Here is a 25,248-nt window from a genome sequence, read left to right as displayed (position 1 = left end):
TAATCTAAAGATTATTGCTATTTACAAAGTCATCAAATCTTTTGATTTGGTATTAAAATTTAAAAAAATAAATAATTAAAAACAAAGAAATTATGAGTCAAGAAAAGAATATATTTTACACAGAACAAAACGAAAAAATGAAAGCTGCTTATCTTAAAGCGCAGTCTACCTTTAACTACTTTTGGCGCGAAATTTATTGGGAAGCTAAAAGAGTTGTTCCTGCTCACGATTTAGCTTTAGTAAAAATTCCTTTTCAACAAAAAATTGAAGGAAAAGAAGAACCTTTGGTAGAACACATGTGGATTAGTGAAATTGATTTTGATGGAGAATTTATTACAGGTATTTTACAAAACGCACCAAATAAATTGACTAATGTTACTGAAGGAGATACCGTAACTAGAAAAGTATCAGAAATATCAGATTGGATGTTGTCTATAGATCGTAAAACTTATGGCGGATATACCATTCAGGCACTGCGTTCTGATATGACAGATAAAGCCAGAGAAAACCATGATAATGCTTGGGGATTAAACTTTGGCGACTACAATACTATTCTGGTTGCACACTTACAAGAAGAGAAAAAAGAGAATCTTATTGAGCACCCAATGAGTAAAGTTATGGAAAAACCTGCAAGAGATTTCTTTACAGAAAACTTAGATGTGGTAGTTGCTGTAAATGAAAATGGAATGACAAGATTACACACAGAAACCATTGCAGGAAACAAAACTGCGGTAGATATTTTATTAGAATTAGGCGCAGATAAAACAGCAAAAACTAAAACAGGTAAAACAGCTTTAGATTTTGCTACCGCTTTAAACTGGTCTCACCTTATACCTGTATTAAAATAAAATAATAAGTCATCATTTTAAATGAAAGCAAAAATCAAATATATTTTTATTGGTCTTTTAGCCATTCTTACGCTTTCTTGGTTCTTTATTAATAACCAAGAAAGCGCTAATACGAATTCAATTTTTAATGAAAAAATTAAAGATGGTGACATTATTTTTAGTGCTCTAAATACTGATAACGGAGCAGTCCTTCAGAAAAAGGAAAAATAGGACAAGTGGTAAGGTTTCTTCACGATCCGAATGAGTTTGAAGTGATTGCAGATAGTTTTGAAGCCTATTTACAAATGCTGATTGACACTGAATTCTCTTTTATAAGAGAAGGTTATTTAAGATAAAACACTACGTTAAATAAGTCTTTAAATATGAATAAAAAAGTAGCCTTACTTCTTCTAATACTTATTTCTTTACTAATAGGTAGTATCATTAATTATAGAAGTCTTGAAAAATATAAAGAGCAAGAAAGTCATATTTCTCAATCTTTAGATGGTCGTTTAGCAATATACTTGGAGTCAGGGAGAATGCATGATGCTGATTATTGTAAAGTTTTTATTTTCGATACAGCGGTTTATCCAAATTTAAAAGAAGCAGGTGTATTTCCATCAAAATTACAGAAGAATAATCCTAAAGCTTTATTCTTTATTCCTATCAAATTTTATGCTCGAATTACAGATTTTGAATGGAATGATAAAAATAACAAAGTAAGTATTAAACAAGCGGCTGTTAACGACGAGAAAGCTTTAAACTACGAAATTGATTTGAATAGTTTTAGCTTTTACAAAAAGGACGAATAAACATATTTAGATTAAAAGTTAAAACGGATTAAATGAATTTAGATAACGCAATCACAAAAATTAAAAACTTCAACGTCAATGACGATATGGAAGATTATGAAATAAGTGAATTTTTTGATGTTATTGGAGATGAATTAACTGATGTAGGTGATTTTACAGATTTGCAAAAAGAACAATTAATTCAAACACTTTTTGATTTTCTAAAACGTCAAGATCCAGAATTAGATGAAGATTTTTCTTTTATCCATTTTATAGAACATATAGACAAGCCAAATTACAAAATTTATAATGCTGAGTTATTAAAGTTCAATACAGAAAACGGAACCATTATGGCTACCCTTTTATTGAATCGGTTTATTAATGGTTTAAAAGAAGAAGAACGTAAAAAATACATCGATTTATTAAAATCGATTTCTGAAAATAGGAATTATACCGATTTAGTGAGAGCGGAAGCATTGAGTTATTACCAACATCAAATAGAAAAATAATGAACATAGAAAATGCACTCTCAAAAACTAAAAATATTTTAATTGATTTAACTAATTCAGTAGATACTTCTGAAGCTTTAAATTATTTAAAAACCAATTTTAATGGTCGTATTGTAAATCATTTTTCTGAGATTAAAAACACAGAAAAAGGAACTAGAATATATGTTATTGGTGATATTAAATTACTAAACACTGATGCTAAAGATGTATTAATTATTAAAGAATTTTCTTTTAATTATGATGACATTCATACTGATAAATATAAAATTATTGATGAAGGACAAGTTCCTATAAATATCCATAATGCTGGTGTGTTTTATCGTCAGTTTTTTAAAGAAGATAATTACTTTTCTAAGGTAGAAAAAGAACATCAATTTCAGCATTTAACAGAATCTACCAAACAAACTGTAGCTTTAAGAAAAGGAATTTATTTAAGTAAAATAACCAAGAAAGAATCAGATAAAAACGAAGAGCAACTTCATTTTAAACTATTAAGATGTTCTAGTAATTTAACCGGACCAACAGATAATTTTAGAGCAACAGACGCACATATTGTCAATACAATTAACGAAGCCGTACAATTCGATTTTGATAAAAACACCGAATTAAACCACGTATTAGCTCAAATTTACGAGAACAAAAAGAAAGACAAAGACCATCCAAAAGATGTAAAAGCAAAGATAAAAGCGCATTCTGATAAAACGAAAGACATGCCAAAAGAAGGTCTAATTGCCTTTTGTACGTTTTACGATACAACTAATTTTGATAAATTAAGTCCTTCTAAAACCAATAAATTTGATAGGGTTTATGGTAAATCTAGCGGCTTATCTAGATTACTTTTTAAATTAAAATCGTCTGTAAAAGATGTTACTTTAGTTAAAGAATTTTCGGTGACATTATATCCAAATTCTGTGTTTTTAATTCCGTTGTCTACCAACAGATTATACACGCATGAAATTAGACCATCGGTTTTAGACATCGATTTAATTCCCATTAGAATGGGCTATGTAATTCGCTGTTCTAACTTAGAAGCAGTTTATACAAATAACCAAACCTATATAAAACAAGAGGATAAATTAGTACAATTAGAAGCTATGGATACTGAAAATCTTGTTGATTTAAGAACGTCTTATTACGAAGAAAACAAAACAGTAAAACGTGTCGATTATGGTAAAGTCCATTTTAGTATGAATACTGGAGATTATAAAAAACCAATCTATTAATTAGAAAATGTAACCGTTATGAATAACCATCCATTTTATAAAACGATACTTCCTTTAGAAACCAATCTTTTTGAATCTTTATCAAAAGAAATTGTCTTTGAAACTTTAGGAAAAGGACGCGTTGGTAATCATATCGTTAAGTATATGGATGCTATTCCAATAGTAAGAACAACCACTAAGTTTACAATTCTGTCGCATTATTTTACTGTACCTCATCTTAATATTTTAAACCAAATAAATAAGATTTTAGAACAAGAAAATCAACCAAAAACAGCTTTTAATTGTGGTCTTATTGAGATATACGACGAGAATTACACAAAAATGGGTTACCATTCAGATTTAAGTTTAGATCTAAAAACGGACTCTTATATTGGTTTGTTTTCGTGCTATAAGCATCCAGAAAAGTTAACAGATACAACCACTCGTATCCTTAGAATTAAAGATAAATCTACCGAAGAAGAATTTGATATCACTCTAACTCATAATTCTCTTGTTTTATTTTCTTTGGAAACGAATGCTAAATATTCTCATAAAATAATACTAGAGAACCCAAACCGTGAAGCATTAAAATTAACAGACAATAAATGGTTGGGCATCACTTTTAGAACCTCTAAAACCTTCGTAAAATTCAATAATGATACTCCTTATTTTGAAGATAATACAATAATGGAACTTGCAAATGAAACGCAAGAAAAAGAATTTTATAAACAACGCGGTGAAGAAAATAGAAGTTTAAACTTTACATATCCAAAGATAAAATACACACTTAGTAAAGCAGATCTTATCGTTCCTAAATTAGAAGAGAACGATACATGCAATAACAAAAAAACACAACAATTATGATACTCGCTTTTGATACTTATTATTACAACGGAAAAGCTAAAACAATTGCGGTAAGCTTTAACGATTGGGAAGACGACGAACCAACAAAAATTTATACGGATATTATTGAAGGTATAGAACCATACGAACCAGGATCTTTTTACAAAAGAGAATTACCATGTATTTTAAGCTTGTTGAAACAAGTGAATTTAGAAGAAATAGATTTCATTATTGTAGATGGTTACGTGATTCTAGAAGAAAAACATTTGGGCTTAGGTGGTTATTTGTACCAAGCTTTAGAAGCTGAAATTCCGGTTGTTGGTATCGCTAAATCTGAGTTTGTGTCTAAAACATCTGTATTTAAAGAAGTGTTTCGTGGCGAAAGTAAAAAACCATTGTATGTAACTGCTATTGGTACTGATAGAGATGAGGTTTGTAACGCCATAAAACGAATGCACGGTAAATACCGAATGCCAACATTACTACAGATTGTAGATACTAAAACAAAAGAAAATACTAAGAACTAATACTTTAAAAAGTTAAAAATATGAATGAAGATTTAATCATAACCTCTGTAGATGAACTAAAACTGATGTTTAGAAAAAATTACAGAGAATTTATTGCGGAAAAACCAAGGGTAGTTGTATTTGAGGAAGAGGAATTTAAGTTATATAATTTTGAAAAGATGATGGAGCTTACCAACATAGATGGAATGGAAGTCAGTAAGATTCACGCATTAAACCCGTATGTTAAAACATTAAGTGAATTTATGAATCCGTCATTTAAAGATTTAGATGGGTACAAGTGGAGTTTAGAAAAATTAGCTTTAGGTAAAGCTATTGGTGCTAATTCTGAAGGAGATTTATTGTTTTTTGGATGCTATGATAACACTAAAGTACATATATTTCGTCACGATGATGGCAGTATAAAGAGAACTAAATTAACCTTGTTTGAAATTATTAAACAATTTTCTGAGTAAATTTCAGGTACTCATCATAAATAAAAAAAGCCCAATTATAAATGTATAATTGGGCTTTTTAGTTTTTTTATGACTGAAATTATTCGGTGTATCTTAAAAATAAATGATTTTTATTTTTAATAATCTCTGCTAATTTTTCAAATTCTGATGCTGTTGTATTATACAATTTTGCCAAGTCAGCTATCAATGCTTTTACTTTATTGTCTTCTAATTTTTCATTTTTAATAAATCCTAAAAAGGAAGCGCCAATTCCAAAAAGTTCAAAATTATAGGTTTCAAATAAGTACTTCGATAGCGCGTAATTTTCAAAAGGACTTAAGTCGGCATCAAAATATCCATTCGGAAATCCTGTAAGTCCTTCGTATGGCTTTTCAACGGGAAGAATTTTCAGTATAATTTGTTGGTCTAAAAAGGCTAATGGAGATTCATTAATGTTTTCTAAATCTAAAACTTCGTCTTCAGAAATGGTTAAATCTTTTTCACAAACCGTTTTAAAGTCAATGCCTTTTGTGTGTTTTAAAAAATTTTCCTTTATAATGAAATATTCAGATGGTGTAGAAAGATGCCCCAAATGTTCGTTGTCTTCATCATAACAAGCTTCATCAAGTCCAGATAAATCATAGCTATCAGTATCTAGCAAAGAATTATAGTCACACGCATGACCACTAGTATATTCGGCTTGACCTAAATCATCAAGGGTTAAGATTATAGTCTTGTCAGGATGATTTTGTTTGTAGTTTTGATAAACCTCCATAAGTTCTTCGTACGATTTTATATTTTCGATTAAGAAACTGTCAAACAACATTTCGTGGTAAGGCGAACGATTATTAGTTAATTTTTCTATTTTCATCTATTTTGTTTTAGATAGCAGATAACCACAAAAGTTAGGCTATAGCTTCTTTGCTAAACTCTTTTTTCAATTGGGTGTAACCTTGCGTTATTAAGTTGTTATACTTATCTGGACTCATGTTATAACCACGAAAACCAGAAAGGTAATATTTTAGTTCTTTCAGCTTTAGTTTTGTAAAGTATTCTGGCACTGCATTTTCAAATGAGCAACCATCAATATCTAAGCGTTCTAAATGAGGTAAATCTGCTATCCAAGTTGGTAAATCTACAAAGTCATTTCCGCCTAAGGATAAGGTTTTTAAAGTTTTAATCTGCTGAATGTATTCTGGTAAAGCGTCGTACTTGTGACCTATTAAAAATTCGGTAAGCTTTAACTCCGTAATACTTTTAGGAATGCTGTTTACATCGCCACTAATTCCCATAAGGTTTAGTTTTTGTAAAGCTTTAAACTGATTTAATTTAGCATAAGCCTCCATTCCAAATTGGTAACTTAACGCGATATATAAGGATTCTAAAACAGGTGCCTCTAAAGTTTCAAGCGTTTCAAAAGACGTATAACTTACATTTAATTTTTTTAGATGTTGCAATTTAACTTTAGGAAATCTAGGTGTAACGTCATAATGGGCCATTTCTAAGGTTTCTAGATTTGGCATATTGGCAATAATGTCCTCTAGGTTTTCGGCTTTATAAAAATCTAATTTTAAATATTTTAATTGAGGCGCAGGTTTAGGTGTTAAAGCCAAAAGGCTAGCTTCATTATTATCTAAATGTAAATACGCTAAGTTGGTACAATAATGAAGTATATTTTGAAAATGCCCAGTATTAGTATAAGCCTTTAGAGTGGTCAATACTTCCGGTTTTGGCAAATATTGTATTAAGTCTTCTTCTGTGTTTTCACTTTTATTAATACCAGAAAAATGAAGGGATGTTGTAATTAAATTACGAAACAAAACTTGAGATGCTTCAATCGCTAAATTACCAAAATAAGCCTGTTCTGTTTCTAATAATTTTTCTGAAGCAATATATTCCTTAATGTCAAATAAATGTAATTCGTTAATTTTAGAAGGTAAATTTTTAGCCTCTAAAACTAAACTTCTACAACTGTTAAAGCATAAATAATCTAGGTGTTGCAAGTCTTTTAAACCTTCAGGAATGCTTTCTATGTTGGCACCGTATAATTTTAAATAGCGTAATTGTGTGCAATTTTCAATATTTTGAAACAAGGTTTCCATTTGGCTTCCTTGATGAACATCAATAGCTTTAAGTGTTGTTAATTGTCCGAATCCTAGCGTTACATCAGAAAAATCTGTGATATATTGAATTTTTAGTTTTTCTAGATGTGTAAAACGTTCTGGATGCGATAACACGTAATTTAAGATTTCGACATCATTAATTAATAATTCAGTATTTAAAATTGGAGACGTTCCTGGTACAATTTCTAAACCATCATCTAAAGTGATGTATTCACAACGCTTTGTAAATATTTGATGGTCTTCTATGGTTTTAATTAAAGGAATGGCATCTAACTTCAGTACAAATAAATTGTCTAATTGATTGAATCCGTTAGGTATTTCACTCAAATTAGGACACATATACAAATTGAATTTCTTAAGGTTTTTAAGTATAGAAATACGCGCAGGAAGTTGGGTTAAATGTTTTAAACGAATAAAACTTATTTCCTTTAAACTTGTTGGTAATTGTAATTGAGAGGCGTCTTTTAAATTGACTAAAATAAAATCTAATTCTTCTAAGTTTGTGAGTTTTTCTAGGTGAAGTGATTCTTGAAAGTCTGTTTCTATGTCGCTTAATTCTAGTTCTTTTATGTTTTTTAAAGACCAAAACGATTCTGGAAATGAAGCGAGTTTTGGTAATTTTAAAGTAACACTTTCTAGCTGTTGTAAATTCCCTATAGAAACTGGTAATACTTGGTAATTGCCTTTAATTTCTAAGGACATTAAAGAGGTAATATCACAAATTTCCTTTGGCAAACCGTTACTAAACACATCATCTATTTTTAGGTGGCTAATACCATTTAAACGCGAAATAAGATCAGGTTGCTTTTCTAGTGTTTCTGCAATCGTTTCCTCTCTAATAGAAAGTGATGAAAATTGAAAATCATTGTAGATTTTTCCAATAGGAAACAATGGATCTTTTAGTCCGTATTTAAGCAAGGCGTTTAAAATTTTCCAGGAATCCTGACCATCTTCTGGTAGTTTATTACGGGTGTTAAAAGCGCTAAGAAGTTCTGACGTACCGTGCGCTTCTAAAGTTTTAGAAACCTCATCAATAATAATTGAATCTCTAGAAGTTTTACCAACTGCAAAAAGCTCATAGAGATAAGCTTTAGGGTAATTTTCTTTTTCTTTTAAATTGTTGTAATAACGTTGAAGGTTCGATAGATCTAATGTCATAATGTAATTTTTTTAATACAAATCGTGGCTATTTATTAGGCAAATGGAATTATTAAGAATCGTAAATAATGTAAAAATTTATGCAGAAATGTGGTTAATTGCTTCCATACGTTTTAAAATAATAGGTACAAACAAAGCAAACTTAGCATTAAATTCTTCCTGAGTTTTTGCTGTGTTTAAGTTTTCGCCCATCGTTACCCAAGTCACATACAAAGCGTCTTTAATATTAGCTTCATCAGTATCTATATTTAAAGCTTTTATTAGATTAAAGTTTTCATCTTGACTGTAAAAACCAGATTCTTTAACAATTTCGAAAACAAGTTCAAAAATGCTTCTTGTATCTAAAAGCTCACTAATCATTAATGTTGCTTTATCGGAAGCATTTATAGACTCAAAAACATCTACCATTAAGTTCTGTACCCTATAGTTGATACTACAATCTAGATTTTTCAATTTTTATTTTTTAAAGTTTATTTTTAATATGTATCCTTCGCTATTTACAACCAACAAAAGAAATATAAGTGGCAGTAATTTGTTAGACTTATAATACTACATCTTATACATTTACTACAAAATTAAACAAGCACATACGTTTTTTCATCACTGTATTCAGCCATTTGTTTATTTAGTGGTTTATCTGATAGATTTTATAATTTTCAATTGATAAAAGAAATAGTATTTAGCTATTTTTATTCCTCTCTTGTTATATTATCTAAGGCGATATGTCCCGTAATTCGACCTGCTTTCATGGTGAAAAGAATATTTGCTATTGGCGCATTTCCATAACTATCGTCTTCCCAAGCGTCTTTGTGTAAGCCTAAAAAAGCCTTAAGTAATTCTTCTTCAGCATTTCTCGAAATTACCATCATACAAGAGCGCCTTGGTACAGAAACAAATAATTCGTCGGCTTCTAACATGGTATGTGCTTTTAACATATGTGCTTCAGAAAGAATACGTTCACTAGAAAAATCGTTTCCACTAGAGGTTAGAACCTTATTTTGCAGTACTTCTGAATATGTAAATTCTGTTTCATAATTCCCTAAGTTTCTAAATGCTTCATTTGTAATTTGCTTTTGATCCATAGTTTCTAAATGCTTTTGTGTTAGAAACACAAAATTATCTGGAGTATTTATACCATACGCAATAACTACTTTTGGTCCCGCTTCTGATCTTATTAAGTTAGAATTTAATGCCCCAGCTTTAAGACCAACCCAATCGCCTGCTTTTAAAATAGGATATATTTTCTGATCACTATTTTTAGTCTCTTCAACTATTTTTTCTATTTCTTTTTCTGATTTTTCTTTTCCGTAAAGAGTACCACTCATAATGTTTAGTTTTTATTATTTACTTCAAAATTAGAGAAGCATATAAAGTTTTTTATCACCGTATTCAGCTATTTCTAGATTTAAGTAATTATTTATGATGTTTATTAGAACCATAAAAAAAGGCATTCTTAAAAATAAGAATGCCTTTTTTGTAATTATTTAAATTGAATTATAATGGAATGTGTCCTACAATAGTTCCTTCTTTTACAATAAAAAGAGAATTGGTAATAGGTGCGTTTCCAAAGCTATCATCTTCCCAAGTAAAGTTATGTAAGTACGCAAATTTATTCATTGTTTCTTCATCTACATCTCTAGAAATAATGGTCATACATGTTCTTCTTGGAATAGATACCAATAACTCTTCTGCATCTAACATAGCATGTGCTTTTAACATATGTGCTTTAGAAAGAATTATTTCACTAGAAAAGTCGTTTCCGTTAGTAGCAACCGCTTTATTATCTAATGATCCAACAAATTCTAATTCTGCTTCATAGTTTCCTAAGTTTTCAAAAGCTTCACTTGTAATTTGCTGTCCATCCATAGTTTCTAAATGTTTTTGAGTTAAAAACACAAAGTTATCTGGTGTATCCATTCCATATGCAATTACCACTTCTGCTCCATTTTCGGAAGGAATTAAAGTATTGCTTAAAGCACCTGCTTTTAAACCAACCCAATTTCCTGGTTTTAAAATAGGATATATTTTTTTATCACTATTTTCAGTTTGTTCAATTATTTTTTCTACTTCTTTTGAATTTTCATTTCCGTTTACTGAACCGCTCATAATGTTTTGTTTTTATTATTTACTACAAAACTACAGAGGTATCTAATTTTTTTTATCACTGTATTCAGCTATTTCAAAATTTAACGGTTTATCTATTCTGGACGTTTTCTAAATAAAATTATAAAAAAAAGGTATTCTTAATATTAAGAATACCTTTTTTTTATAATTATTTCCTTGGAAATAGAAAACGTTACTAAATCTATAACATAGCGTTTAAATTTATAGATATGCTATACCTTCAATATTACCACTTTTTACATAAAAGAGTATATTACCAATGTGAGTTTAATGGTTCACATTTTTTTATTGCTTTAATAAATTCTCTTCTTTCATTATTTTTATTGCTTTTTCGGTTTCTTTTGTGCCATCTTTCATTGAACCTGGTAACATTATTATACGTTTCTTAATTTTTCCTTTTTCGTCTTTAAAAAGGACTTCAAATCTAGAACGCGTTATTCCGAATATTGCTTTTTTAAATTTGATACTCTTAATATCTATTCGTTCAATTATTGGTGTTGCAGAATTATTAATGCTTTTAAAGATTCCATATATAAGAAATAAACTAACTATTAAAGAAAATATCGATATCAAAATTTGACCTTTTTGAAAACTATCAAATGCTGAAAAAAGTAAAAAAGCAGCAATTCCTCCATAAATGATAAAAACTCGAGTTATGCTTTTTCCTACCGCCACGTTTGCAACATTTCCAATAATTCCGTCTCTTGTTAGAATAATCTTATCAGGTAAAATATGACAAAATCCTGTTTTAGTATTAAATTGTTTTTCCATTATTTTTAATAGATTTATTTTTTGTTTTCTAATTAATTTTCAACAGCTTCTTAAAACTTTATTCCTCAATTTCAAGCACTGTAAGTTCAATCATCTTCTTGTTTGTAAATTGATAAACTCCTTTACCGGAAACTTGTTTTGTAAAAAGCCTAATATCATCACCCGAAGAAACACCTACATTAACATCAAATAAAAATTCTGCTTTTTTAAAAGTGAAAGAATTAGTTGTAATATCTACAGAAATATTAGTTGGTTGCAATGTAACAGTCCAATAACTAGAAGCTTCGTTACCAAAGTTTGTATTCGCTAATAAATTTCCCCAGGTTTTATTATGGTTAGAAATTTGTACAGCTAATTGGGTTTGTATGTTTTCTGTTTTCATACTTATTGATTAAAAAAACTACCAATACGTACCTACTAAAAAGGTCATTCTTATAAAAGCAATTACACTTTCTGACGTTAGGTCTAAAGGTGCTTTTAAATCTGTAATTTCGTCTTCATCTACAAAAACCACAAACAACCCGTCTTTAAAAGCGAGTAAAACATTATCGATTGCTTTTTGCAAGTTTGCTAAATCGGTATTGGCTAATTCGCCAAATTCTACTTTACCACTTTCTGCTTTTTCTTGTATTTCGGCCGGACTTAAAAACCCAATTACATTAACTTCTGTTCGTTTTTTATTAAAAGCTTCTACTTGATTTTTTACACAACCAATTAATAATTCTTCTAAATTTTTAGGATTTTCTTCTAAAGTAAAAGGTACTTTTTTTACTTTCTTTTTGCCTAATCTTTTAAGTTGTAACGTTAATTCCATAATATGCTAAATGCTTTTTGCGTTAGGGATTGTCGTGGAAAGCCCACAGTGCGTTAGCACGAGGACTTGCAACAAAAGCCCGACCTCGCCTAAGCGAGGTAACGCCCTTATTATATTTATATTAGCTATTTATCTGTGCTAAAATTGTTGGATCTTGTATTTTATTATCTTCGGATAAAAGTTTCATTTTAGAAATAATTTCTGCCGATTTTGGATCGTCGTCTACAAATGGTAAAAACATACGTCCTCTGTGCTGACTATGCACCGGAATTATAGACAATGCTAATCCGTTTTTGCTTACTTGACCACTTCCTAAATGAATACTGTATTCGCCAAAGGTTCCTTTAATAAACACAAAACGTTCTTTAACGGTAATGTTTTTAAGCTTGAATAATTTTGCAGATTCGTCTGCCAAAGCAGCACGCATTTGCATGGTACTATGACTTGCTTCTGGATCTACACCACCAACATGCGCAACACTTACCACAAGATCTATATCTCGCATAATTTCACTAAAAATTACAGACGGAATCTCGGTAAGCGGAATTCTTTGATATGTATCTACAGAATGAAAACAGATATCTTCTATGGTTGGCGCTTCTGCTTCTGAGGGCGAATACCAATCTGCCATAGCATACATGGTTGCTATAAAACCTTTTTTGTGATATACTTTTTGCAAACCTTCTTCCATACTAACCGTCCAACCACGACTTCTTAAAAGTGCTATGGTTTTTTTAGGCTGAATTTGATGTCCTTGGTAACGTTCGGAACGATTTCTGTGTTCGCGCTCATCATCTGTAATTAAATACAACTCTCTAAATACTTGTTTAAAAGGCTGTGTTAAACGCTCTGCAAATAAGTGTTTCTGATACATATCCCATTCTATAGCTTTGTATAAATGAGAGGCGTGCGCAATAACTAAAAGGTCGTTTTCTTCTAATTGATGCGTTTTTCCGCTAGCATCTGTTAAAACATTTTCATTGTAAAAACCAGAAATTTCTTTTTCAGGAACATACATTACCAATTTACTCAACATTACTTTTACAATAGGATGCTGCATCATATTATGAATTTCTAGTGCTGTAAATTCATCTTCATTTACCATTGCATTTTCTAATGATAAACGAGTTCTACTGTATTGTCTAGAAAGGTATGTTTTGTTTTCTTTTAAAGCAATTACTTGTTTGTCTTTACGTAATTTGGCAGGAATATTTTTTAATGACTTCCCTCCTTTTGTAACTTTAATATCTGTTTTACCAAGATTGTTAATGACCAATTCTACCTCCGTTTCTTCTATGGAAATTTTAGAATTCTCCATAATTTTTTGAGTAGCTTTTGCTTCCATTGCCCAACTAAAACGTACACGATCTTGATAACCTGCGTTACGAGATAAATTGTCTAAACCAATTTCTACAGCAATAGCCTCACTTTCTTGACGTTGCGCTCCAAATTGTTTGCTTTCTTTTAAGAAATCTTGCAATAGGTTGTAACGCTTTAGTAAATCTTTTTCTGGTATGGTTTTACTTAACGGAATTAAGCCTAAAGCACGCACATAATCTTTATCTCGTTTGTCTTTAATTTTCTTTAATGTTTCGGTGATTTTTACTTCGCCTAACATTACGCTAGAATATAATTTTACTTGTCGGTGTCCGTTTCCGTCAGAAATATATTTGGCTGCGTCATGTAATAATTTCCAATTGGTTTTTCCGATGGTTTTATACACTCTATTAAACCAATCTACATCTATGGCACCAAGTGCAAAATCGCTTTTTGGAATGTTAGAATAACGAGAAATAATGGTTTCTTGTTCGCTATTCATACGATCTGAAGCGTGTGCTTGAAACCACCAAACGGCATCTTCTAATTTTTCTAATCCTAAATATTCGCCAATAACACCTGTCCATTGTGTTGCATAACAGGCAAGTTCTATCAAACGTTTTTTAGTAACTTTAGAAGCATCTGCACGTGCAGCAAAATCGGCATAACTTTCAGTATCTTTAAATAGAGATTTTTTAAGCATAGCACTAAAAATAGTTTTTTTACTCTCTCCATAATAACTATAACCACGTTCAAAATTATCTTTTCCTAAACGTTCTAAAATTCTAAATACATAATCTACACCTTCTACACGATGAATACCACTCATATAACCTGTTGCAGTGGTTTCTAAATCTCCACGTTCTAATTCTGTTTCTAATAAATTGGTTTTTAAAGGTGCTAATACGTGTTTAGGTACGCTGTCTCTTTCTATCCATTTATAGTTCATTCTATAATTAAAACCACCGTCCATAATGACCATTAATTCACGAGAATGTAAGGCTTGAAAACATAAATCATCATCGTTAATTAATCCTTTTTTATAAAGTCTTAAGGTTACTGCAATACTTGGGAATGGTACAATTCCTGGTCTACTGAATTGTTTTGTTATTACTTTTACATCTGCAGTAGTATTAGGATGTTCAATATCTTGCGCAACTAAATACATATAAAAGCTCCAATATTTTTGAACTTGTTCTTCTGTAAGAAGTTCTAAATTATTAATACTTAAACTTGGTACAAGTGGTAAAATGATGTTTGCCCAATTGTACGTTTTTTTATTATAGCGGTAATTAGAGGTTTGAAACTGAACTAGCTTAAGCTTGTCTGGAAAATTAGCAATCATATCTTCCATAACATCTAGCTTAAAATTAGCTATTGTTTTTTCTTCTACATAAACTTTAAATAGACGTTGTAAAATTTCATTATAAGCTTCAGATTTTGAGTTGTAACTATCTTCTTTATCTAAATTTAATCCGCCTAAATCTGGATAATATTGTCTTGCAAAAGCGCCTAATTCTTTGTAATCTCCAAATGGATTATTATGGTGAGTTAAATAACGGATTGCAGCGTGCATCTCAAAATCATTCAATTTACTTTGCTCGTACCAAGCAATCCATAATTTTGCTAAAGGAAGGTTCTGTAAATGATCTTCTGCAGTAGCATCATCACCTAATTTTTTTATACTACGAATCCCTTTTTCTATATAAGTGGTTGCTATTTCTCCTCTATATAGTTCTGCTTGATATTCGAAATGTTTGTTTTTAGTAACAATTGCTATTAACTTATTTACCTCTTTTACAATCTTATTAGCGTCTATAAATTCTTTAAATTTAAACCCTGCTGAATCGGAAGTGGTAATGCCTAATTTATCGAAGAAACTGGTCTTTTTTTCAAAACGAGATTGTGGTATGTATAACGGTGTTAAGTTATCATAATCTATAGCACCAAAACCATTACTATAATTAAACTCTTCTGCATTGTCAGAAAATTTATCTAAATAAACCTGTTCATTTTTAGAAATTCTAGGTCGTTCGTTATAGATACGTATTTGTTCTTCTACAAAGTTAGACTGTCTATTATCGTCGTGTAAAAGCGTTAACATTTCTAAACCACCTAAACGTTGATCTATACTTTTTGCTGTTACCAAATTTGTAGCACTGTTTCTTAAACGATCTGCTGGTAATTTTACCAATAACTGAATTAAAGAGGTGCGTAAATCTTTATGTTTTCTTCTTAATAAATCTTCTGCAATTTCTAAATCTTCATCATAAAGATGCATTCTACTAAACAAATTAAGTCCGGTAGCCATTAACAATTCGTTTCTGTTATAAATTGCTTTTCTTGCTAAAGCTCTTTTCCACGAATTTTTATCAAAATTTAAAGGTTCTTTTTTCTTAGAATCTTGTTGATAATTGTAAAAAGAATAACTGTAATCTATAGGGAAAACTTTACGAATATAACTCTCTCTAAATTCTGTTGGCAACAGTTCTAAATCGTTCGCCATTAATTCTAATTGCTCTTCTGTAGATCCGCTTAAAAGAAACTGATAAAAATAATAAGAGTTAGGTGTAAAACTCCACCAAGAGAATATTTTAGTTTCGAAAGTTTTACCTTTTTCTTCTGCTGCTTTTGCTACATCAAATAATTTTGAAAAAGTGTCATTATCTAATGAAGTATTGTGTGGTAAATTTACTGCCATCCAATGATCTAAAGCATAATCTTTACCAATTTCATTTTTGAAATAAGCAACTAAAGAATCATTTGTTCTGTCTGTTTTAGATATAAAATATAATGCTAAAATCTTTTTATTTCTATCTTCTGATGTATACACAAGATCTAACGCTTTGGCATTGGCTTTGTCTACATCTAAAATTGCAATAGACCATAAAGCGACTAAAACCTCTAAATTATCTTTACTTTTAAGAAGTGTATCGACTTCTTTTAAGTTTAAAATTAAAGATTGTGCCAATTCTAAAACTCTATTGATTACCGATTTTTTAGGCGTATCCCAATTTAATCCAAACCAAGTACTTACTGCTCTAGTAACACTACTAAAACGAGTAAGGTCGTTTTCTAAAACGATATTAATCATGTATTTTAAAGCTCCAAGACCAGCTTCGTCTAAAGATTCTAAAATAGTTTGCCTTAAACCTTCTTGACGTTGGGCTGCTAGTAATAACTTACCAACCATTTCCCAATGCTTTTCATTTTCAGAAAGTAATAACGCCTTTATAATATCTATACTAATACCACCAATTTCATCTTCAGCCTGAATAATATCGTCTAATAACTCATCAAACATCCCATCTCCATTATGCAGTAAGGTTGCTAAGAAATAACTACTTGAACCTGGAAAATACGTGCTGTATTGAAACTGTTCTTGTAATGTTAAGCCGCCAACCCCCCTTCTACTTAATCGTAAAAATTGCGTAAAAAACTGTAATTTATTACGTAATGTATCTTGCGTTTTTACAGATCTAAAAGCTTTTCTGTCATATCCTCTTTGATAAGGTAACGTATCCATAAAGTCCCACATATCGGCTAAATATGGAGTTTGAACAATACCATACAACTGTATGCCTAAACGCATTCCTTCTTCGGTTCTCCAAGGATTTATCGTAATTGGATTGTCAAAAATAGCAACAAAATCACTTACATTATAATAGTTTCTTCTTTCACCTTTATCAAAACCTCCTAATATTTTAGCTAAAACTCTATAAGGCTCAGAAAATGTACGAAATTCAAACCTATCTATTGCTGGTTTTTTATATTTTTCTATATATTTTTTAGCGTCTTCTACTGGAATCATATCTTTTAATTCTTTAAATCAATTATAAATGCTGATTATAAACCTTATCAAAAAAAGGAGTTATAATTAGTGGCAAGATAAAAGTACTTCAACTTTTTTTACTCACGGTATTTAGTGATATTTTTTTGTAAAGGTTTAACTTTTTAAAATGAAGGTGTATTATTAATATCACAGAATACAGTGATAAATTACATCCACTTTTAAAATAGGTTTGTAACACCAAAATAAAACAACCTTATGATACTTGCTAAGCACGAACTTGGTTTCAATTTTTATGAAGATGAAACATCTTTTGAAAAAATTAAAGCTTGTAAAAATTACCCAGAAGATTTTTATTATGAGATTTTTGTACTTGCTAAATCTACTAAAAACAAGCAGATTAGAACCGAATGTGCCAATATCATAAAAAAACAGGCACCAGAAGCTTTACAACTCGCCTTTAAGAGTCGAAAAAAAATAACGACAATACAAGATTCTCAATCTTTTAACAAAAAACTGATTGCTATATTAGAATACGGTGTACTTTCAGAAGACTTAGACCTTTGTAAACTATACACACTTGTTTGTAAGCGATTAACGCTTTCGCTTGAATATAGAAGTAAAGAAGTTATTGAACTTTTCATAGAAACACCACGTCTTTTAAGTCAGTTTAATGGTATTAAAGAATTAACAATTAGCACCTCTAGACAGGAAGAAGGTTTTAGTAATGTTGTAAACAACATAACGCAACTTACTTCATTAGAGAAACTTGAACTTAACATTGATTATAAATACATACCAGAAGAACTAGAACGATTAGTAAACTTAAAAGAGTTTATACTAGCAGCACCTAATTTGGTATGGATTCCCGTAGGAATAACCAAGTTAAAAGCACTTAAAAAGTTGGAGTTTAGAGGGAGTTTTTCTTTTGGTAATGACGATCCTAACCCTAACATAGTTAACTTTACTTGGCTTACAGAATTGACAAGTTTAAAGCATTTAAGAATAGGTTCCTTTACGGTACAAGACCTCTCTGATGTACAGCTTCCGGCAAGTTTAAAAGAATTAGAGCTTTTTAGGTTAGAAAATATAACCGCTTTACCAGAAACACTTGGTCACTTACCAAAACTAAAAAAATTGAGGCTAAGTGGTATGGAATCGTTAGAACACTTTCCTGCATCTGTTAGTGAATTTAAAACCTTAGAGGTTTTAGAAGTTATTCATTTATCTAAATTAAAGAAAGTTCCTGCATCCTTTATTTTTGGACCAAATATTAAACGTTTACTAGGTTTGTATACAGAGTTTATGCCTTATGGAGTAACCCCTGTAACTAAGCTAAAAAGAATCGTTTTTACCAATCCAGAGCTTCTTAGTTTTGTATTAGGTAATGCCTTGTCTTTTACTAATTTAAAAGAGATAGAAATTACTTGTGATGCACCAAAAAGAAGAAGTGCACATACGCTTTCTGCATTTAAAAAACTTAAAAACCTTAAGTATAGATTAGCGCATCATTTAGAATGGGTTTTAGAGGATATTCACGAATGTAAAAAGCTAGAAGACGTTTTTATTTATGGTATATATAATGGAGCTGATGCTGAAATAACGAACGCTGGTGTTGCTAATTTTCCTCAGTCATTTTCTAGAATAGAGTATTTGCAAACCTTAAAAGTGCACAGTGCAAAAGCACTTGTTTTAAATACAGATTATTTACCTATAAAGACAGATAGTCTTACCATTACAGATATAAAAGTAATTGAGCCGGGTATTGAAAATTTTGAGGTAAATCATATAAAAGTAATAAATACACCTATTACCGCATTGCAAAAGTTTTATTCAGTAATACGTGCTAAAAAAATAAAGTTAGACGATGTAAATAGTGTTAAAAATGAGACTTTAGATTTTGATAATTTTAAAGACCCTGAAAGCTTTAAAGATTTTATATTTAATAGTAATGTAAAAGGCTTAGATAAGGCATTAAAAGCACTTTGTAATTTACAAACACTAACCATTGATTTTAATGTAGATAATGCCAAACAAAACAACGGTTTAACCGCTTATACACACCATAATTTAAAGAACTTGACTATTAAAAATTTTAATGGTAACACTAGTGTTATTAAATTATTATTAGAGCATACGCCTCATCTAGAGTTTTTAGAAATTTACGATTGTGTAGGACTTGCCGATTTACCTAAGGTTACTTTAAACAAACTAAAAACACTAAAATTATTTTATAGCGATGATATACAGTCTATAGAAAACGTAACAGTGCCCAACATAGAACTTTTTAAAGTTTTATCGTGTGACAATTTTGGTTACAATGCTATGGTTACGGCATCACATTGGAAAACGCTTAAGTTTCTTTGGCTACAAAGCATTAGTCAAGATCTTGAAACCTACCCAGAGACCATTGCAGACTTAAATTTAGATACCTTTTTTATTGATGGATTTTTAACTAAAAGACAAATCCCGAAATGGATAGGCAGAATGAAATCCTTACGAGTTCTAGGAATAGAACAGTTTTATTATTGTCCATTACCGGAAGAATTAGCCGAATTAACCCAATTAAAAATAATGAGTATCAGAGGGTGTGATTTTACAGTACAAGTGTCTGATAAATTTAAGAATTTGAATTTAGAGGATTTAATTTACAGGTATTCAAAATTTAATGGAAACAATATGAAATCGTCTAAATTTCACGCATTAGCTAAAAATAAAATCTTAAAAGAAGATTTTGATAACAGATATGAAAAATATGATCTGTACTGCTAAAGAAATTTAAGCACAACGTACCGCAACTCAAATCCCTGTTTTCAAAAAAAAAAATATACTTTAAAAATTAACGATTACTATGACAAAACCAACAGAAGTCCCTGAATTCACCTATTATAAAATGGATGAATATTATGAAGATATTAAAAAGTGTAAAAACTTTCCAGAAGATTTTTATTATGAAATTTTTACGATTGCAAAAGCAACAACAGATAAAAAAAATAGAGCAGAGTGTGCTAACATTATAAAAAAACAAGCCCCAGAAGCTTTGCAACTAGCATTTAAAAGCCGAAAAAAAATTACACAAAAAGGAAGGAACGCAGCTAGAATGATTTCCTTTTTAGAATACGGGTTGCTATCTAAAGACTTAGAACTTCTTAAATTACACGATCTAATGACGAGAAAGAATAGAGAACTGGGATTTTTTTGGTTTTCGGTACATTTTTTAGATCGCTTGTTAGAACATCCTCATATATTAAGCCGATTTAACGGTGTTAAAAAATTGACAATCCATTTAAAAGATCAAGGTAATAAGTATGATAGTATTATTAAAGAGATATCAAAATTAACGTCGTTAGAAGAAATAGATCTCGAGGGAGAGTTTGAGCAACTACCAGAGGATTTTGGTAATTTATCAAATTTAAAAAAGCTAAAGCTTGTTGCGCCTTGTTTAAAAAGGTTTCCAAGTACAATGTCTCAGTTAACATCCTTAAAAGAAATACGTATTGAAGGCGCTTATTGGACTGGGAAATCTACTCCCAATATGAATCTAACTGATTTTAATTGGATTACAAAATTTACTGAATTAAAAGAGTTGAAACTACGTTTTATCGGCGTTCAAGATCTATCTCAAGTCAAGTTTTCAGCATCCTTAAAAGTTATAGAATTTTTTGGCTTAGATGAATTAATAGCATTGCCTAAAGATGTTAGTAATTTAAAGCAACTAAAAGAGTTTCAGGTTTTATCTAAAAGCATAGATAGCTTACCAAATGGTTTTGAAGATTTACCAAAATTAGAACTTTTTAAACTTAATGCTCCTAAGATAGATTCCATATCGTCTACCCTCTTTTTTGGAGACGAATCAAGATGTTTTGAAGAAACCCCTAGACCTAAATTAGAAACAAAAATTACATATAGCGAAACTAATATATCACCAATGACAGAAGTCAGTCTGCGAGAATCTATAGAAATAGATTCGGCTAAACTTCTGAACTTTGTGTTAGACAATGCTTCGTTTTTCCCTAATTTAAAGACGATAACTGTAGATTGTGAAGCACCACAAATTCCACATAAAACATCATTAGCAGCATTTAAAAACTTAACAACGCTTAACTATAAACTAGAGCATAAACTAGATTGGCTTTTTGAAGGGATAGAGCAATGTACAAATCTCAAAAATGTAGAACTATACAGATTTAAAGAGTGGCATACTAAAGATATAAAATTAGCGGTTAGAATTTTTCCAAATGTGTTTTCAAAAATAGCACAGTTAGAAAACCTGACGATTAAAAATGCGAGTGCTTTAGTTGTAGACACGGACCATTTACCTAAGCATATTACCAATTTAACTATTTCTGAAATTAAAGGAATAAAAGCAGGAACAGAAGAGTTTGATGTGTTTAATGTGGAAGTTAAAGCCACACCAATTCTTAATTTACAGGAATTTTATGCAGTAATTAGTGCGGCTAAATTTAATCTTGGACATAGAAATAATGATGTAAATAATGTCTTAAATTTTGAAACCTTTAGACATCCAGAAAAAATTGAATCGTTTGATTTTACCAGTAATGTGAGTCAGTTAGATAGCTTACTTAAAAACTTCATAAATTTAAAGGAACTTACCATTACATTTAAGAAGGCCAATTCAGAACATAATAATGGATTAACGGCCTTTAAACACACCAATTTAAAAGTGTTAAGAATTGATGATTATAACGGAACTACCGAAGCCTTAGAGCGGTTATTAACACACACACCAAACCTTGAATTCTTAGGGATATTTGAAGCCAAAGGTTTTGATGCTTTTCCAGCTGTAAATTTGCCTCAGCTTAAAAAATTATTAATGCAGAGTGTCGCGCTTAAAACCATAGACAATCTAAACGTTGAAACTATTGAAGCGGTAAAACTGATACATTGTGATCATATTAACGATGAAAGTATTGAAGCAATATCGCATTGGAGTTCTCTAAAACACCTTTGGTTAGAAAGCTTAGATGAAAATGGAGGCACATATCCAGAATCGATTTCTGAATTAAATTTAGAAACGCTTTTTATCAGTGCACATCATAAAGATGAAAAAATTCCGACTTGGATTGCCAATCTTAAAAACTTACGCGTATTAGGAATAAACAATTTTAAACAAGTTGTTTTACCAGTAGAATTATCAACATTAATACAACTTGAAGTATTAAGTATTAGTGGTTGTGATTTTTCTGAAAAAGTAGCCGAAGACTTTAGAACCCTTAACCTACAAAAATTGGTGTATTGGACGTCTAAATTTAATGGTAGCAATATGAAGTCTGAAATCTATGAGCCATTAGAGAACAAATTAGTATCTCAACGTAATTTTGATGATATAGATAGTGAAGTACCTTTTAGGGGGTAGCTAAAAAAAAAATTAGAGCGAACCGCAATCTAAAAACCCTATTTCCAAAAGAAATTTATACCCTAAAAATTAACGATTACTATGACAAGACCAACAGAAATCCCTGAATTCACCTATTATAAAATGGATGAATATTATGAAGAGATTAAAAAGGGTAAAAACTTTCCAGAAGATTTTTATTACGAAATTTTTACGATTGCAAAAGCAACAACAGATAAAAAAAATAGAGCAGAGTGTGCTAACATCATAAAAAAACAAGCCCCAGAAGCTTTGCAACTAGCCTTTAAAAGCCGAAAAAAAATAACACAAACAGGAAGGCACGACGATAGAATGATATCTCTTTTAGAATATGGATTGCTATCTAAAGACTTAGATCTTCTTAAATTATTTGATCTAATGACGAGAAAGAATAGAGAAATGAGATCTTTTCATCTTTCAACAGACTTCTTAGATCGCTTGCTAGAACATCCTCATATATTAAGACGATTTAATGGCGTAAAAAGTTTAGAAATCCATTTAAAAGGAGAAGGCAATACCTATGATAGTATTCTTAATGAGATATCAAAATTAACGTCTTTAGAAGAAATAGATCTAGAAGGTGATTATGAACAACTACCAGAGGATTTTGGTAATTTATCAAATTTAAAAAAATTAAAACTTGTTGCTCCTTGTTTAAAAAAGTTTCCAAGTACAATGTCTCAGCTAATATCCTTAAAAAAACTACGTATTGAAGGTGATTATTGGAATAGAGCATGTAAGGTCAACCTGAATTTAAATGATTTTAATTGGCTTACAAATCTTACGAAATTAAAAGTATTAAAGCTGTACCATGTAGGTGTCCAAGACCTGTCTCAGGTCGTGTTTCCGGCAACCTTAAAACGTATAGAATTGTTTTACTTACATGAATTAACAGCATTACCTAAAGATGTTAGTCATTTAAAGCAACTAAAAAAGTTTGAAATGTTATCTAAAAGCATAGATAGCTTACCAAGTGGTTTTGAGGATTTACCAAAATTAGAATATTTTGAGCTTATTGCACCTAAGATAGATTCCATATCATCTACCTTATTTTTTGGCGATGCGTCTAGATGTTTTGGAGATACACCTAGACCTAAATTGGTAACAAAAATTACATATAGCGAAACTAATATATCACCAATGACGGAAGTAAGTCAGCGAGAATTTATAGAAATAGATTCACCAAAACTGCTTAACTTTGTGTTAGATAATGCGTCGTTTTTCCCTAAATTAAAGACGATAACAGTGGATTGTGAAGCACCAGAAATTCCACATAAAACAGCGTTAGCTGCATTTAAAAACTTAACAACGCTTAATTACAAACTAGAGCATAAACTAGATTGGCTTTTAGAAGGGATTGAGCAATGTACAAAACTAAAAAATGTAGAATTATACAGGTTTCAAGAGTCTGGTACTAGAGATATAAAATTAGCTGTTAGAGTTTTTCCTTCAGTATTTTCAAAAATAACGCAGTTAGAAAACCTTACCATTAAAAATGCGAGTGCTTTAGTTGTAGACACCGACCATTTACCTAAGCATATTACCAATTTAACTATTTCTGAAATTAAAGGCATAAAAGCAGGAACAGAACCTTTTGATGTGTTTAATGTGGAAGTTAAAGCCACACCAATTCTTAATTTACAGGAATTTTATGCAGTAATTAGTGCGGCTAAATTTAATCTTGGACATAGAAATAATGATGTAAATAATGTCTTAAATTTTGAAACCTTTAGACATCCAGAAAAAATTGAATCGTTTGATTTTACCAGTAATGTGAGTCAAATAGGTAGTTTGCTTAAAAACTTCGTGAATTTAAAAGCGCTTACCATTACGTTTAAAAAAAATAACCCAGAACATAACAATGCATTAACTGCTCACCAACATAAAAATTTAAAAGTATTAAAAATTGATAATTATAACGGAACTACCGAGGCTTTAGAGCGTTTATTAACACATACACCAAACCTTGAATTTTTAGATGTATTTGAAGCCAGAGATTTTGATGCTTTTCCTGCGGTAACATTGCCTCAGCTTAAAAAATTAATAATGCAGAGTGTGGCTGTTAAAACTATAGACAATCTAAAAGTAGAAACTATTGAAGCGGTAAAACTGATACAATGTGATCATATTAGTGATGAAAGTATTGAAGTGATATCGCGTTGGAACTCTTTAAAACACCTTTGGTTAGAAGGTTTAGATGAAAATGGAAGCACATATCCAGAATCGATTTCTGAATTAAATTTAGAAACGCTTTTTATCAGTGCACATCATAAAGAAGAAAAAATACCAACTTGGATTGCGAATCTAAAAAATCTACGTGTTTTAGGAATGAACAATTTTAAGCAAGTTGTTTTACCGGTAGAACTAGCATCATTAAAACAGCTGGAAGTATTAAGTCTTAGTGGTTGTGAGTTTTCAGAAAAAGTATCGGAAGACTTTAGAAATCTTAACCTAAAGAAGTTGGTATACTGGACCTCTAAATTTAATGGTAGTAATATGAAATCTGAACTCTATGAGCCATTAGAAAATAAATTAGTGTCTCAACGTAATTTTGATGAAGAAGATAGTGAAGTGCCTTTTAGGGGGTAGCTAAAATGTTTATTTTGGAATAAGAATAGGTTTGTTT

20 protein-coding genes are annotated in these 25,248 nt (G+C 30.4%); 11 read left to right on the top strand and 9 right to left on the bottom strand.

What is annotated here, in order from left to right:
• The first annotated feature begins 92 nt into the window (after positions 1 to 92).
• From H0I29_RS14410 to H0I29_RS14375, 8 genes are all read left to right on the top strand, one after another.
• Complete coding sequence (locus H0I29_RS14410) at positions 93 to 848, top strand: DUF2314 domain-containing protein (RefSeq protein WP_218752947.1); 756 nt, start codon at positions 93 to 95, stop codon at positions 846 to 848.
• A 21-nt stretch (positions 849 to 869) separates the two neighbouring features.
• Positions 870 to 1,058 (top strand): hypothetical protein, encoded by a 189-nt coding sequence (locus H0I29_RS14405; RefSeq protein ID WP_218752945.1) that lies wholly within the window; start codon positions 870 to 872, stop codon positions 1,056 to 1,058.
• A 152-nt stretch (positions 1,059 to 1,210) separates the two neighbouring features.
• Positions 1,211 to 1,639 carry a hypothetical protein gene (locus H0I29_RS14400; RefSeq protein ID WP_218752943.1) on the top strand — a complete coding sequence of 143 codons (429 nt, stop codon included), beginning with the start codon at positions 1,211 to 1,213 and terminating at the stop codon, positions 1,637 to 1,639.
• 32 nt (positions 1,640 to 1,671) lie between these two features.
• A complete protein-coding gene (locus H0I29_RS14395) occupies positions 1,672 to 2,127 on the top strand; it encodes a hypothetical protein (protein WP_218752942.1) in 456 nt (151 codons plus the stop codon).
• Positions 2,127 to 3,350 carry a hypothetical protein gene (locus H0I29_RS14390; RefSeq protein ID WP_218752941.1) on the top strand — a complete coding sequence of 408 codons (1,224 nt, stop codon included), beginning with the start codon at positions 2,127 to 2,129 and terminating at the stop codon, positions 3,348 to 3,350. Before H0I29_RS14395 ends, H0I29_RS14390 begins: the two co-directional genes overlap by 1 nt.
• Before the next feature lie 18 nt (positions 3,351 to 3,368).
• Positions 3,369 to 4,193, top strand: coding sequence for an alpha-ketoglutarate-dependent dioxygenase AlkB (locus tag H0I29_RS14385; RefSeq protein ID WP_218752940.1), 825 nt, complete (start codon positions 3,369 to 3,371; stop codon positions 4,191 to 4,193).
• Entirely contained in the window at positions 4,190 to 4,699 is a 510-nt protein-coding gene (locus tag H0I29_RS14380) for an endonuclease V (protein ID WP_218752939.1), read from the top strand. The genes H0I29_RS14385 and H0I29_RS14380 overlap by 4 nt, the downstream gene beginning before the upstream one ends.
• Positions 4,700 to 4,719: 20 nt before the next feature.
• Entirely contained in the window at positions 4,720 to 5,151 is a 432-nt protein-coding gene (locus tag H0I29_RS14375) for a hypothetical protein (protein WP_218752938.1), read from the top strand.
• A 79-nt stretch (positions 5,152 to 5,230) separates the two neighbouring features.
• On the opposite strand, the gene H0I29_RS14370 is transcribed toward H0I29_RS14375, so the two are convergent.
• The 9 genes from H0I29_RS14370 to H0I29_RS14330 form a co-directional block, all read right to left on the bottom strand.
• Positions 5,231 to 6,001 (bottom strand): hypothetical protein, encoded by a 771-nt coding sequence (locus H0I29_RS14370; RefSeq protein WP_218752937.1) that lies wholly within the window; start codon positions 5,999 to 6,001, stop codon positions 5,231 to 5,233.
• A gap of 34 nt (positions 6,002 to 6,035) precedes the next feature.
• Positions 6,036 to 8,411 (bottom strand): hypothetical protein, encoded by a 2,376-nt coding sequence (locus tag H0I29_RS14365; RefSeq protein WP_218752936.1) that lies wholly within the window; start codon positions 8,409 to 8,411, stop codon positions 6,036 to 6,038.
• A 78-nt stretch (positions 8,412 to 8,489) separates the two neighbouring features.
• Positions 8,490 to 8,864: a hypothetical protein gene (locus tag H0I29_RS14360; protein WP_254712636.1), complete on the bottom strand. Its 375-nt coding sequence runs from the start codon at positions 8,862 to 8,864 to the stop codon at positions 8,490 to 8,492.
• Positions 8,865 to 9,100: 236 nt separating this feature from the next.
• A complete protein-coding gene (locus H0I29_RS14355; protein ID WP_218752935.1) occupies positions 9,101 to 9,736 on the bottom strand; it encodes a DUF1444 family protein in 636 nt (211 codons plus the stop codon).
• Positions 9,737 to 9,905: 169 nt separating this feature from the next.
• Entirely contained in the window at positions 9,906 to 10,517 is a 612-nt protein-coding gene (locus tag H0I29_RS14350; RefSeq protein WP_218733500.1) for a DUF1444 family protein, read from the bottom strand.
• A 303-nt stretch (positions 10,518 to 10,820) separates the two neighbouring features.
• Positions 10,821 to 11,306: a phosphoribosylaminoimidazolesuccinocarboxamide synthase gene (locus H0I29_RS14345; protein ID WP_218752933.1), complete on the bottom strand. Its 486-nt coding sequence runs from the start codon at positions 11,304 to 11,306 to the stop codon at positions 10,821 to 10,823.
• Positions 11,307 to 11,364: 58 nt separating this feature from the next.
• Positions 11,365 to 11,688, bottom strand: coding sequence for a hypothetical protein (locus tag H0I29_RS14340; protein ID WP_218733496.1), 324 nt, complete (start codon positions 11,686 to 11,688; stop codon positions 11,365 to 11,367).
• An 18-nt stretch (positions 11,689 to 11,706) separates the two neighbouring features.
• Positions 11,707 to 12,120 (bottom strand): hypothetical protein, encoded by a 414-nt coding sequence (locus H0I29_RS14335; RefSeq protein ID WP_218752931.1) that lies wholly within the window; start codon positions 12,118 to 12,120, stop codon positions 11,707 to 11,709.
• 121 nt (positions 12,121 to 12,241) lie between these two features.
• Positions 12,242 to 17,248, bottom strand: coding sequence for a DUF4132 domain-containing protein (locus H0I29_RS14330; RefSeq protein WP_218752929.1), 5,007 nt, complete (start codon positions 17,246 to 17,248; stop codon positions 12,242 to 12,244).
• A gap of 237 nt (positions 17,249 to 17,485) precedes the next feature.
• Between H0I29_RS14330 and H0I29_RS14325 the strand changes: the two genes are divergently transcribed.
• The 3 genes from H0I29_RS14325 (at position 17,486) to H0I29_RS14315 (ending at position 25,211) form a co-directional block, all read left to right on the top strand.
• The gene (locus tag H0I29_RS14325; RefSeq protein ID WP_218752927.1) at positions 17,486 to 19,999 is read left to right on the top strand and encodes a hypothetical protein; all 2,514 of its coding nucleotides are present in this window, start codon (positions 17,486 to 17,488) and stop codon (positions 19,997 to 19,999) included.
• Positions 20,000 to 20,078: 79 nt separating this feature from the next.
• On the top strand, positions 20,079 to 22,604 hold the full coding sequence (locus H0I29_RS14320; RefSeq protein WP_218752925.1) for a hypothetical protein: 2,526 nt from the start codon (positions 20,079 to 20,081) through the stop codon (positions 22,602 to 22,604).
• 81 nt (positions 22,605 to 22,685) lie between these two features.
• Complete coding sequence (locus H0I29_RS14315) at positions 22,686 to 25,211, top strand: hypothetical protein (RefSeq protein WP_218752923.1); 2,526 nt, start codon at positions 22,686 to 22,688, stop codon at positions 25,209 to 25,211.
• Positions 25,212 to 25,248 lie beyond the last annotated feature (37 nt).

The sequence above is a fragment of the Polaribacter sp. R2A056_3_33 genome (assembly GCF_019278485.1).
Classification (GTDB): Bacteria; Bacteroidota; Bacteroidia; order Flavobacteriales; family Flavobacteriaceae; genus Polaribacter.
The sequence above is the reverse complement of the archived record's forward strand: the minus strand, read 5'-3'. Positions and strand labels throughout refer to the sequence as shown.

Bases quoted from the DNA above. Each gene is read 5' to 3' on its own strand.
- H0I29_RS14410 (WP_218752947.1), top strand. From the start codon at position 93: ATGAGTCAAGAAAAGAATATATTTTACACAGAACAAAACGAAAAAATG.
- H0I29_RS14405 (WP_218752945.1), top strand. From the start codon at position 870: ATGAAAGCAAAAATCAAATATATTTTTATTGGTCTTTTAGCCATTCTT.
- H0I29_RS14400 (WP_218752943.1), top strand. From the start codon at position 1,211: ATGAATAAAAAAGTAGCCTTACTTCTTCTAATACTTATTTCTTTACTA.
- H0I29_RS14395 (WP_218752942.1), top strand. From the start codon at position 1,672: ATGAATTTAGATAACGCAATCACAAAAATTAAAAACTTCAACGTCAAT.
- H0I29_RS14390 (WP_218752941.1), top strand. From the start codon at position 2,127: ATGAACATAGAAAATGCACTCTCAAAAACTAAAAATATTTTAATTGAT.
- H0I29_RS14385 (WP_218752940.1), top strand. From the start codon at position 3,369: ATGAATAACCATCCATTTTATAAAACGATACTTCCTTTAGAAACCAAT.
- H0I29_RS14380 (WP_218752939.1), top strand. From the start codon at position 4,190: ATGATACTCGCTTTTGATACTTATTATTACAACGGAAAAGCTAAAACA.
- H0I29_RS14375 (WP_218752938.1), top strand. From the start codon at position 4,720: ATGAATGAAGATTTAATCATAACCTCTGTAGATGAACTAAAACTGATG.
- H0I29_RS14370 (WP_218752937.1), bottom strand. From the start codon at position 6,001: ATGAAAATAGAAAAATTAACTAATAATCGTTCGCCTTACCACGAAATG.
- H0I29_RS14365 (WP_218752936.1), bottom strand. From the start codon at position 8,411: ATGACATTAGATCTATCGAACCTTCAACGTTATTACAACAATTTAAAA.
- H0I29_RS14355 (WP_218752935.1), bottom strand. From the start codon at position 9,736: ATGAGTGGTACTCTTTACGGAAAAGAAAAATCAGAAAAAGAAATAGAA.
- H0I29_RS14350 (WP_218733500.1), bottom strand. From the start codon at position 10,517: ATGAGCGGTTCAGTAAACGGAAATGAAAATTCAAAAGAAGTAGAAAAA.
- H0I29_RS14345 (WP_218752933.1), bottom strand. From the start codon at position 11,306: ATGGAAAAACAATTTAATACTAAAACAGGATTTTGTCATATTTTACCT.
- H0I29_RS14340 (WP_218733496.1), bottom strand. From the start codon at position 11,688: ATGAAAACAGAAAACATACAAACCCAATTAGCTGTACAAATTTCTAAC.
- H0I29_RS14335 (WP_218752931.1), bottom strand. From the start codon at position 12,120: ATGGAATTAACGTTACAACTTAAAAGATTAGGCAAAAAGAAAGTAAAA.
- H0I29_RS14330 (WP_218752929.1), bottom strand. From the start codon at position 17,248: ATGATTCCAGTAGAAGACGCTAAAAAATATATAGAAAAATATAAAAAA.
- H0I29_RS14325 (WP_218752927.1), top strand. From the start codon at position 17,486: ATGATACTTGCTAAGCACGAACTTGGTTTCAATTTTTATGAAGATGAA.
- H0I29_RS14320 (WP_218752925.1), top strand. From the start codon at position 20,079: ATGACAAAACCAACAGAAGTCCCTGAATTCACCTATTATAAAATGGAT.
- H0I29_RS14315 (WP_218752923.1), top strand. From the start codon at position 22,686: ATGACAAGACCAACAGAAATCCCTGAATTCACCTATTATAAAATGGAT.